9 protein-coding genes are annotated in these 11,320 nt (G+C 46.5%); 8 read left to right on the plus strand and 1 reads right to left on the minus strand.

The genetic code is table 11. From position 1 onward, the window contains the following. Positions 1-337: 337 nt before the first annotated feature. The 6 genes from ylqF (at position 338) to B9J87_RS15890 (ending at position 7,140) form a co-directional block, all read left to right on the plus strand. Positions 338-1,282: a ribosome biogenesis GTPase YlqF gene (gene ylqF / locus B9J87_RS15865; RefSeq protein WP_013868498.1), complete on the plus strand. Its 945-nt coding sequence runs from the start codon at positions 338-340 to the stop codon at positions 1,280-1,282. A gap of 224 nt (positions 1,283-1,506) precedes the next feature. Further along, a complete protein-coding gene (locus tag B9J87_RS15870) occupies positions 1,507-2,652 on the plus strand; it encodes an efflux RND transporter periplasmic adaptor subunit (protein ID WP_094151667.1) in 1,146 nt (381 codons plus the stop codon). Further along, entirely contained in the window at positions 2,642-3,928 is a 1,287-nt protein-coding gene (locus B9J87_RS15875; RefSeq protein ID WP_017045359.1) for a TolC family protein, read from the plus strand. Before B9J87_RS15870 ends, B9J87_RS15875 begins: the two co-directional genes overlap by 11 nt. Further along, entirely contained in the window at positions 3,925-5,142 is a 1,218-nt protein-coding gene (locus B9J87_RS15880) for an ABC transporter permease (protein WP_094151669.1), read from the plus strand. The genes B9J87_RS15875 and B9J87_RS15880 overlap by 4 nt, the downstream gene beginning before the upstream one ends. A gap of 2 nt (positions 5,143-5,144) precedes the next feature. After that, positions 5,145-6,428: an ABC transporter permease gene (locus tag B9J87_RS15885; RefSeq protein WP_094151671.1), complete on the plus strand. Its 1,284-nt coding sequence runs from the start codon at positions 5,145-5,147 to the stop codon at positions 6,426-6,428. Further along, a complete protein-coding gene (locus tag B9J87_RS15890) occupies positions 6,421-7,140 on the plus strand; it encodes an ABC transporter ATP-binding protein (protein WP_017045357.1) in 720 nt (239 codons plus the stop codon). The genes B9J87_RS15885 and B9J87_RS15890 overlap by 8 nt, the downstream gene beginning before the upstream one ends. A gap of 128 nt (positions 7,141-7,268) precedes the next feature. Here B9J87_RS15890 and B9J87_RS15895 read toward each other — a convergent pair whose 3' ends face one another. Next, positions 7,269-8,255 (minus strand): CobW family GTP-binding protein, encoded by a 987-nt coding sequence (locus tag B9J87_RS15895; RefSeq protein ID WP_094151673.1) that lies wholly within the window; start codon positions 8,253-8,255, stop codon positions 7,269-7,271. Positions 8,256-8,745: 490 nt separating this feature from the next. Between B9J87_RS15895 and clcA the strand changes: the two genes are divergently transcribed. Beyond that, complete coding sequence (gene clcA / locus B9J87_RS15900) at positions 8,746-10,143, plus strand: H(+)/Cl(-) exchange transporter ClcA (RefSeq protein WP_013868492.1); 1,398 nt, start codon at positions 8,746-8,748, stop codon at positions 10,141-10,143. Between the two features lie 148 nt (positions 10,144-10,291). Continuing rightward, positions 10,292-11,266: a TDT family transporter gene (locus B9J87_RS15905; RefSeq protein ID WP_013868491.1), complete on the plus strand. Its 975-nt coding sequence runs from the start codon at positions 10,292-10,294 to the stop codon at positions 11,264-11,266. The last annotated feature ends 54 nt before the right edge of the window (positions 11,267-11,320 follow it).

Raw genomic sequence — 11,320 nt, forward strand, 5'->3', positions numbered from 1 at the left:
ACTCTATCGTTTGACTACTTGAGCAATAAATTGCTCCGCTGGGCAAAAACTTGCTTAACCAAGCACGATCTGACCGAATTTTTGCTCGGTTCAGTGCTCTCTCACCGACAAGAGATGTAACTGCACGAGCGTCGTCAATCCTAAGTCATCTCATCATTGACAGAACACGTAAAGTTCACCGCACAGCTTAGATTCCAGCCTCGCCAATTAAATGTTAACATCATCACATCTAAAACTGCGGTGGTTATCAGTAAACCTTGTTGATGATTCTCATAAACATCAATAAAAACTCTCTTCCTCCACCAGCAGAATTTTTACATTAAAAGGCAGTTTTCAAATGGTTAACAACACAATTCAATGGTTTCCGGGACACATGCATAAAGCACGTAAGGAGATCGAAGAGGTCATTCCGCAAGTTGATGTGATTATCGAAGTGTTGGACGCTCGTATCCCGTTTAGCAGCGAGAATCCACTTATCTCCCATTTGCGTGGTAATAAACCGTGTGTGAAGGTACTCAATAAACGTGACCTAGCAGACCCTGAAATGACGCAATTGTGGATCGACCATTTTGAGAAAGAACAAGGGGTGAAAGCAATGGCGGTAACCACGTCTAACCCTCAAGAAGTGCATAAAATCATGGAACTTTGCCGTAAGTTGGCACCACATCGTGAAGAAGTGGGGAAAAATATTCGCACCATGATCATGGGCATCCCGAACGTAGGTAAATCAACCATCATCAATACGTTAGCCGGTCGCGCTGTGGCTCAAACAGGTAACCAACCCGCCGTTACTCGCCGCCAACAACGTATCAATTTGCAAAATGGCATTGTGCTGTCCGATACTCCGGGAATTTTATGGCCTAAAGTGGAAAACCCACACAGTGGTTTTCGCCTAGCTGCTACTGGCGCGGTAAAAGATACTGCAATGGAATATGAGGATGTAGCCTTTTATACTGTTGAGTATTTAGCGCAAGCTTATCCTGAGCGTTTGCAAGAGCGTTATCAAATCGATGAGCTACCTCAATCTGACGTGGAATGGATGGAAGAAATTGGCCGCAAACGTGGTGCTCTGCGCCCCGGTGGCCGTATTGATCTGCACAAAGCTTCGGAGATCCTACTGCATGAATTGCGCCAAGGTATTCTCGGCCAAATTACTCTTGAACGCCCTGAAATGATCACCAAAGAGTTAGTGGAAGTGGAAGAACGAGCGGCCAGAGAAGCCGAGGAAAAAGCAGCCAAAAAAGTAGAGCGTCGTAAACGTTATTTGCGTAATAAGCGCTAAATTCCTCTCGGATCCTTTCTACGCTACACCTCATTTCTACTATTACCATCAGGGCGGTCAATGATCGCCCTTTTCATCAGAACAGACAACTGCATGCTGTTTGCTATTTCTAGCTGACATTATCATGACAAATCAATACAGGTTTTTATGCGCTACTTCTATAGCATGAAGGAACCTTCTGATGACACTCAAGTCATACCACCATTGTTTATTTTCTCCTTGATATGGAATTGTTCATGAAAAAGCGTTGGGCCATCGCGGTAATTAGCGCCGCCTTAATCAGCGGGGGCTATTACCTAACTACCAATAACAATGAATCTCTCTCGGCTTTCCCCACTCTGACGGTCGAACAGGGAAATATTGCCAAACAGGCAATCGCTGTTGGCCAAATCGTGCCAGCTCACTCGGTATCTATAAAATCGCAAATTGAGGGGATTGTCGGTGAAATTTATCATCGGGTCGGTGAACAAGTTACCTTGGGCACGCCTTTGATCAAAGTGCGTCCAAATCCAACACCGCAAGCGTTAACCGACGCAACCACTGCCTTAATGCAAAGTGAGGCGAGCTTAGATTCCGCCAAACAGACGCTGGCAAACTTGCAGCAGTTAGTTGAACAAAAGATTGTGCCGGAAAACTACGGTGAGCTAATCCAAGCAAAATCAGAGCTGAAATCAAAACAAGCCGAAGTGCAACAAAAAAGGCAGAACCTTGAGCTGATCCGCAGCGGTGAAGCATCGGTTGGCGATTCGAAACTCACGTCCACACTCGTCGCCCCCATTGATGGCACCATTTTAAACCTAAAAGTGGAAGTAGGAGAGCCGATCATCTCCACTGCCTCAAGCCAAGCGGCAACTGAAATGATGTCGATTGCCGATATGAATGACATGATTTTCAAAGGCAGTGTCAGTGAACATGATGCGGCACAACTCGCCGCAGGGATGGCCGTCAACTTAACGTTAGCACCGTATCCAGAAGCAGAAATCAGCGGCGTATTAAGCAAAGTTGCGGTTCAATCTGATAAGTTGAATAACCCTAGTGATACTAAAACGACTAGCTTTGATAATGGATTTGAAGTGGAGATTAACCAGATTCGCTTTCCTGACAATATGGTGATTCGCTCGGGCTTTTCTGCTACCGCACAGATCACATTAAAGAGCGTGGAAAACGTCATCACCATTCCAGAACGCGCATTACGATTTAGCGGTGAAAAACCTGAAGTCTTGCTCCCAGATCAGTCAGAACAAGGTTACCAAGTGCGCGCCGTAACCTTAGGTTTGTCCGATGGCATTAATGTGGAAGTGATTGCGGGTTTATCAGCGGAGGATGTGATCATCGACAACAGTTTATTCGGAGGCAAAGATGACCACTAAGCGCCCTTTTCAACGTAATGCGCTAGCAGCCGCGCTAATGACGTTCTGTGGCGCGGTGACTTTTTCAGCTCACGCCATCACTATTGAACAAGCTTGGCAAGCCGCCAAAGCTTTTGACCCTACTTATTCACAAGCACAGATCCAATCTCAAATCAGTGAAACAGAGGTCCGAAGTACCAAAAGTGCCTTGCTGCCTTCTTTTAGCCTCAGCGCGGATACCTCATGGGATGACGATGGCAACAACACTAAAGGCTATGGTGCCACATTAAATCAAACCATTTGGGATAGCGCTAATTGGGCACAGCTCGACCAATCTCAAGCAAGCTATGTGGCATCACAATTAAAAGTGAAGACTGCACATAATGAGCTGGCTGCAACATTACTGTATGCCTATCTCGATCTCGCCAGCGCACAAGGCGATCTACAACTTGCTGAGCAAAAGTTCGTAGAAGGTGCAAAACTGCTGAAGATTACCGAGCAGCGCTACAAAGCAGGAAAAATTCGATCAACGGCATTGGAAGACATGCGTGCTAACCACGTCGATGAGCAAGCCGATATACTCAGTGCGCAAGCCGCTCTAGAAGAGAAAAAGTCAGCCCTTATCGCGCTCATCAATCAAGACCCACAGCACATTGACCAAATTAAAACGACCGACCTCATTGAACCGCCAATGCAAGTCAGCAGCGAAACTGAATGGTTAAAGCTTGCGCAGAATAACAGCCCTGAGTTATTGGCTGCCCAGCAGGAAGTCGCCGCTTCTGAATTTGGCCGAGATGCAGCCAAAGCCAAATATTATCCCACCTTATCTGGCAGTGTTTCTTACCAAGACAATGATCAGGGTCGAGATGGGGATCTCAGTGCAGGTTTAAGCTTAAAAATTCCGTTGGATTTGAATGGTTCCACGCGCGCCACAGTCGATCAGGCTGCGCTGCAAGTCTTAAGCGCCAAGCAAGTACTGCGCAAGGTAGATATCGAGATTAAACGCAAAATTCAAAGTGGCTTTAACCAAATCCATCTGGATTGGCGACAAGTGGAGATGGCTCAGTTACAAGTCCGCTCACGAGAGCAAGCTTTAAAAAGTAAACAAACCGTTTATGAGTCAGGAATGACTGAAGCTTCTGATTTGATTGACGCCCATAACGCTCTGTTTAACAGTAAAAACAGTCTACAACGGCGATTGTACCAATATTGGAAGCAGCGGATTGGCCTGCTGCAAGCTGCTGGGCAGTTAGATGATGACGTGATCGCTTCGCTCTCTCAGGCTCTGCACTCATGATCTCAAGCCTACAACAAGTCGTGCAAACGCTGCTTGCCCATCGGCTACGCAGCGCCCTCGCGGTCATTGCTATCGTTTGGGGTATTGTTTCTGTTTTAGTGCTCGTTGCCTTAGGTGAAGGATTTTATCGCGTCAATACACAATCTTTCGCGCTGTTAATGAGCGATACACAAATGGCTTTCCCCAGCCAAACCACCAAACCTTGGCAAGGCCTTGCGGCAAGACGAGCGATTACCCTTTCAGAGCCGGAAATGCGCGCTTTGGCACAGCACCCAAACATCAGCGCCTTATCAGTTATCTACGGAAAATGGGATGCTAAAGTGACGAATGTAAAAGGCCGAATGCTTCCCGGTTACGTCAGCGGGATCGACTCTCAATTTTTAGCATTGCGCAACTTACAACTGACCGCGGGGTCACGCGGCATTCACGCCAGCGATCAGCAAAACCATTCCCGAATTGCGGTGGTTGGTTGGCAGTTGGCACAAGTTGGTCAGCTATCTATTGGTGATACGATCAAAGTCAATACCATTCCCTTCTCGGTTGTCGGCATTACTCAGCAGCAAGAAGGGGGCATTTCTATAAACAATGAAAACAGCCAAGTGATGATCCCAAGCAGCGCTTTTACTGATCTTTGGCAAAGTGAGCCTGAATTTTTCCTTGTGCAGCCCGCCGCAGGGATACCAGCAGCGGTATTGCGCATGAACATCCTCTCTTTCTTCGCCAAACAGAAACATTTTGATCCGAGCGATACTGAGGCCATAAACCTACCTGACTTCAGCAGCGGCGCTCAATTTTTCAATGCCTTGTTTCGAGGTATACAACTATTTTTAGGGGCAAGTGGAGCGATGACGCTTGCGGTCGGCGCTTTGGGCGTCGCCAATATCATGTTCCTTTCTGTCACGGAAAGAACGCGGGAAATTGGTGTGCGTTTAGCCATTGGCGCAACACCGAAGATCATTTTGCGCCAGTTTATTTTAGAAGGTGGGTTGCTAGTGGCATTAGGTGCAGTGATTGGAATGCTCCTCTCCTATCTGGTGGTGCTATTACTGAATTACATCGGCTTACCTGATTGGCTCGGCGAACCAGTCATCACTGTGCCGGCTCTAGGCTGGTCACTGCTCGTCACCACGTTGTTTGCACTGCTGGCTGCTTATTTCCCAGCAAAGCGTGCCGCCAATCTCACCCCCGTCATCGCATTAAGTGCGAGGGCTTAATAATGATGTTACCTATCAGGCAAATTTATCAAGAGATGGCGGCCGAAAAACTACGCTTGCTACTCACTATTTTAGCGGTGGCTTGGGGCACACTTTGCATCGCCACCATGCTCGCAACAGGCGAAGGATTACGCCAAGGGCTGACACGCTCATCACAAAGTGGCAATGGCAATTTACTCTATGTGACCGGGGGTTATGCCAGCCAGACCGCCGGACGCTTTTTTGAAGGGAAAGCCCTCTCTTTGCAAGCGGATGATGTTGAGTTTGTTCGCGCACTGCCCTTTATCCAACGCGCTGAAGTCAGCGCACAATGGGATAAACGCGTCAGCAATCAAGACAATGGCACCTGGCAGCGCCCACTAGCGGTTAACCCAGAATATCAGTCCTTAACTGGTATTGAGATAGCCAAAGGAGGGCGATGGATCAACCCGCTCGATAATCAACAGCAGCGTAAAGTGGTTGTACTCGGTTATAACGCCGCAGTGCAATTGTTCAACTCTGAGGATGGTTGGAGTTGGCTGGAACCCCAGACGCTGAGCATAAACCCTGTAGGTCAATTGATAAAAATAGGTGATGAAAACTTTACCGTTATCGGCGTGATAGCGCAGACAAGTGCAGAGGTAGAACAAGGAGCCCCTATTGACTACGCGGTATTTGTGCCTTTTCGCACTTGGCAACGTTTTAACCCCAACGCAGCGATTGCAGCGATCAATGTGCAGCTCAATGCCACGGTTGATCGCGAAAAAGCCGCGCAAGTGATTAAGCAAGTGATCGCCAGAAAGTACGGTGCCAGTGCTTCAGACACGCAGCTCTTGCAAGTCGAAGACATGCTATTGAGGCAAAAAAGCATGCGCCGTTTCTTATTCGGTCTACAAGGCTTTTTGGGCATTATTGGGCTTATTACCCTCGGCGTAGCAGGCATTGGTATTGCCAATGTCATGTACGCCACGGTAAAACGATCCACGCGAGACATCGGTGTACGAATGGCCGTCGGAGCTACGCCAACCACTATCAAACTCCATTATTTAGTGCAAGCCTTGCTCACGATGTCACTTGGCGGTTTAGCTGGCTTAGGATCCACTTACGGGCTGATCACCTTATTAAGATACGCTCCCTTAGAAGGCAATATGCTGTTTGAGCAATTAGGGAAACCCTTACCCGAACTGTCGTTTTCGATTGTCTTTCTTGTGATCGCGGCGCTGGCGATTGTCGGTGTGATTGCCGCGTGGTTTCCCGCCAATCGCGCGGCTAGCATTACGCCATTAGAGGCATTACAAAGTGAATAAACAAAACTTACCGAACCTTGTTCAATTGACCAATATCAGCAAGCACTATCGCAGTGGTGAAGAGTTGGTCAAAGCGTTAGACGGTGTTTCGCTATCGATTCAAAAAGGCGAATTTCTCTCTATTCTAGGGCCATCAGGCTCGGGTAAATCAACCTTAATGAATATCCTCGGTTGCCTAGATGTTCCTACATCGGGTGAATATCAGTTGGACGACAAGGCGGTCGCCTCGCTCAGCAGCCATCAATTGGCTCATATTCGTAATCAAAAAATTGGCTTTGTTTTTCAAAGTTTCAACCTGCTCGAATACGCTAATGCTCTCGATAACGTCGCCCTACCCTTGGTCTATCGCGGAGTAAAATTAAAAGAGCGCCGAGCACGTGCAGCAACACTATTAGAAAAAGTGGGGCTTGGCGATCGCATGCAGCATAAACCCAACCAGCTCTCGGGGGGGCAAAAACAGCGGGTGGCGATTGCGCGCGCGTTGGTCAATGATCCGCAAATTATCTTAGCCGACGAACCGACAGGGGCGTTAGATTCAAAATCAGGCGCTGAAATTGAAGCCCTGTTCAATGAGCTTCATCAAGAAGGACGAACGCTTATTGTCGTCACTCACGATCTCGCATTAGCGAAGCGAACTCACAGAATAGTGAATATCAAAGATGGGCAGATTTTATCTGATGAACGCGTTGATCACGCAACAAGGCAGCCATAAATAGCTCAACGCATTGTAAGAAGTTATAAAGTGAACGAGAAAGACGAAGCCGTTCCAGTTCGCCTTTCTTAGTTCATTTTTTCTTTGTTCTTTCTTTGTTCTTTCTTTGTTGGTTTTTTCTTTGGATCCTATTGAGAGATACCCGCCAATTTCAGCAATACCGCTTCGAGTTGATCCCATGGCATGAGCTGTGAGTCAATCACTTCTAAGCGTGATTCAAACCCTTCTAAGCTCATCTCATTCACTGAAACGACTCCTTGGTTGATGTTGAAGGCGTAGCATCCTTTATCGGTATTGACGACCGCCTTAACACGCTCAGCGGTCAGGGCACTCAGCATAGAAAAAAGCTCATCAAAATCAAAATGGTATTCAGCGCCGATTAACCAACCACAACTGAAATAACCTTGGCCCCGATTTTCTTTGCGCACAAACGCTTTACCCGGCTGTAACGCAAACTGTGGTTCTAACGAAGCATGATGATGGTGATGCGCTTCAATATGAGTAGAAGCTGCGCCGTGAAGACGTTCAATATCTAATAATTCTAAAGGCAACTCACCTTGCTTGACTAACTTGCTAAAAATCTTCGCGGGTGATTGATCAGTCACCCAGTCATTAAACGCATCCACATCAGCACTAGTGCATTGATCCACTTTATTGCCAATCACCACATCACCACTGGCCAATTGGTCATTAAAATTTTGGTTGGATGTGTATTTTTCATTACGCAAGTTGCGCGGATCCACTAAAGTGATCGTGGCTTTTAAATCGACATACGGTGCATATTGATCAGAAGTTAAAGTTGCCACCACTTGCTTAGGGTGCCCAAGCCCTGTTGGCTCAATTAATAGACGATCGGGCTTTTGCCTAAGTAAGACGTTAATTCCAACAGACATAGGAACACCCGCGGTACAGCACATACAGCCGCCCGGTACTTCTTTGATCAGCGCGCCTTGGTCAGACATCATCGCCCCATCAATACCAATTTCTCCAAACTCATTGACCAACACCGCCCACTTTTCATCAGCAGGTTTATTCTTCAATAAATTCAAAATGGCCGTCGTTTTTCCTACACCAAGAAAACCGGTAATAATGTTAGTTGGTACTTTTTTTGTCATGTCAGCACTCCTTTTGCGGCAGTATATACCGAAATAAGAAGCCAGTGCATGGTTTGCCAGTTAGACAGGAACAATGAGCCGAGGTACATAAACGACAAAAGGCGCACTACGGTGAGCGCGCCTTTCCCCTCGTAACTCAATCGTGAGTTCGCGAATCGGGAGGACTATAGATGCAACCCGATCATAAACGAGGACATAGAATTGAAATATTGCTGATTCCATCCAAATTGTAGGTAAGGCTTGAATTCCTCCCTGTACGATATCTGAATCTGCCTTACGCTTTAACTATGGTTCATTTGGCTGGCTTAGCAAGGTTCAATCTCTGTTTTTTAACTCATTTTAAACTCAGATCTCGTTTTTAGTAGAGAATCTCTCCATCTTCCAGATATGGAAATCAACATTGCAGCTTTGACGCTATAGTTAATGGCTTTGGCGCGTATAATTCTGTAACAAAATATGTTCACATTTACCAATCGAGGCCCTTTTTTACATGACCAAAAGAGAGAGATTGAAACAGTCACTGCTTGCAAAAGTTCCAAAAGATACGATTAACCAATTTCTCTCTAAGGACAAAACACCACTCTCAATCCTTTTTCTTTCACTCATTGTCGGTATTCTTGCTGGGATTGTTGGTACTTACTTTGAGGCCGCTGTGCACCTGGTTTCTGAAACACGCACCGAGTGGTTAAAAAGTGAGATTGGTAATATCTTACCCTTGTGGTTGGCCGCTTTTCTTATCAGTGCAGCGTTGGCGTTTATCGGTTATTTCCTTGTGCACCGGTTTGCGCCCGAAGCCGCCGGTTCTGGCATTCCTGAAATTGAAGGCGCGATGGATGGTATGCGCCCCGTTCGTTGGTGGCGAGTACTGCCAGTGAAGTTTTTTGGCGGTATGGGTGCCTTAGGTTCTGGTATGGTTTTGGGACGTGAAGGGCCCACGGTTCAAATGGGGGGAGCCATTGGCCGAATGGTGTCGGATATTTTCCGCATCAAAAATGACGATACTCGCCACTCACTCTTAGCGTCTGGCGCAGCTGGAGGCCTAGCTGCCGCATTTAATGCGCCGCTGGCGGGCATCATGTTTGTGATAGAGGAGATGCGCCCGCAGTTTCGCTATACCCTCATTTCAGTACGTGCTGTTATTGTCTCTGCGGTAGCGGCAAATATCGTCTTTCGTGTGATTAATGGCCAACATGCTGTGATCCAGATGCCGCAATATCAAGCACCAGAGCTGGCTTCACTGTGGCTGTTTCTGCTGCTTGGGGGACTGTTTGGTATTTTCGGTGTGCTATTCAACCGTTTAATCACACTATCACAAGATATTTTTGCCAGAATTCATCGCAATGATCGTAAGCGATATTTACTCACGGGTTCATTATTGGGAGGCTGTTTTGGCTTAACTTTATTGTATATTCCGGAATTGACTGGGGGTGGCATCTCACTGATCCCTAATATCACCAATGGTGACTACGGTGCCGCTATCTTGCTGCTTTTGTTCATTGGTCGTATTTTTACCACCTTGATCTGCTTTGGTTCTGGTGCTCCGGGCGGGATTTTTGCGCCAATGCTGGCATTAGGCACGCTGTTTGGCTACGCCTTTGGCCTGATTGCGCAAGAACTGTTACCACAATTAGCGATTGACCCAGGAATGTTCGCCATTGCAGGCATGGGTGCACTGTTTGCCGCAACGGTTCGCGCACCCATTACAGGTATTTTATTAGTTATTGAAATGACCAATAATTATTATTTAATTTTACCGCTGATTATTACTAGCCTTGGCGCGGTTATTTTCGCTCAATTACTTGGCGGCCAACCCATTTATAGTCAGTTGCTCCATCGCACCTTGAAAAACGCCAAGCTGCAACAACAAGATCTTCCACCAAAAGAGTAATCGTGAGACTCATGAATATTGACTCCGCTGCGAATTGTTATGTCTAAGTAACAAATTAGAAAGTGAGATGTTGCACCACAACTCGATAAACTTGATAATGCGCTCGTTTGCTGGCTGCTAGAAATACATTATTCATTTTCTAGAGCAAATGATGACATGGAGTTTATCGTTGAACTGGAAAAGGTTAATTCAAGTACAAAGCACACCGCCCTCTCAAGCGGCGCTAGCATTAGGTGTGATCAGCCTCGGGCATGCGTGGGCACTTTATATTCCCTCGGTCGGTCTCATTATTCGCCCCTATTTGGCACTGCTCGGTGCATTATTACTGCTGCCTGTCTTGCTAAAATACCTCACCAGCTTCAAGACATTCATGGAGGACATTCGCCACCCTCTTTCAGGTAGCTTGATGGCTCCAATGAGCATGACTTTACTGATCTTAAGTGATTATCTCGCTTTAATTTCACCGCTCATTGCTTATCCTATTTGGTTTACCGCGCTCTTGCTGCACTTCACCATGATGCTGCTTTTCTTCAGTTTTCAGGCCATGAACTTTAAAATCAGCCATATTGTACCAAGCTGGTTTCTTTATCCGGTTGGGTTAATCAGTAGCTCGCTCGCTGGCACGCAATTTGGCCACACTGTCTTTTCAGAAACACTCGTCTCTGTCTGTATCGCTATCTATTTTTTTATGCTGCCGTTAGTGTTATATCGTTTGGTGTTTGCTGGAATGTTACCTAAACGCGCACGCCCAACACTCGCGATTATGGCTGCACCTATTAACCTCACCCTCGCGACGTATTTGGTCAACTTCCCTCATCCTGATCCAATATTAACAGGCGCACTGGCTGGCATTGCCATCACCATGACACTGCTTATTTACCTTTGCTATATCCGTCTGCTCAGGCTCAAGTTTCAACCGTCTATTGCTGCTGTGACCTTCCCTTCTGTCATCAGTGCTATCGCCATGCATCGTTTAACCACCTTCTTTGAAGGACAGTACCCGCAATGGCACTGGTTACATCAATTTGGGTTATTTGAATTGACTATTGCTACTTTCTTAGTCGTTTGGGTTTCTATTGGTTATATAAAAATGTATTGGCCTGAATTATTTGCTAATAAATAAAAACCTAATATTTATCTTTAATTAAAAATTAATTAGGGCTGGATAAGCCTAGGC

Origin of the sequence: Vibrio sp. V19_P1S1T109 (assembly GCF_002241375.1) — a bacterium.
Lineage (GTDB): Bacteria > Pseudomonadota > Gammaproteobacteria > Enterobacterales > Vibrionaceae > Vibrio > Vibrio anguillarum.

Coding starts and splice junctions, on each gene's coding strand:
- ylqF (WP_013868498.1), top strand. CDS start 338: ATGGTTAACAACACAATTCAATGGTTTCCGGGACACATGCATAAAGCA.
- B9J87_RS15870 (WP_094151667.1), top strand. CDS start 1,507: ATGGAATTGTTCATGAAAAAGCGTTGGGCCATCGCGGTAATTAGCGCC.
- B9J87_RS15875 (WP_017045359.1), top strand. CDS start 2,642: ATGACCACTAAGCGCCCTTTTCAACGTAATGCGCTAGCAGCCGCGCTA.
- B9J87_RS15880 (WP_094151669.1), top strand. CDS start 3,925: ATGATCTCAAGCCTACAACAAGTCGTGCAAACGCTGCTTGCCCATCGG.
- B9J87_RS15885 (WP_094151671.1), top strand. CDS start 5,145: ATGATGTTACCTATCAGGCAAATTTATCAAGAGATGGCGGCCGAAAAA.
- B9J87_RS15895 (WP_094151673.1), bottom strand. CDS start 8,255: ATGACAAAAAAAGTACCAACTAACATTATTACCGGTTTTCTTGGTGTA.
- clcA (WP_013868492.1), top strand. CDS start 8,746: ATGACCAAAAGAGAGAGATTGAAACAGTCACTGCTTGCAAAAGTTCCA.
- B9J87_RS15905 (WP_013868491.1), top strand. CDS start 10,292: ATGATGACATGGAGTTTATCGTTGAACTGGAAAAGGTTAATTCAAGTA.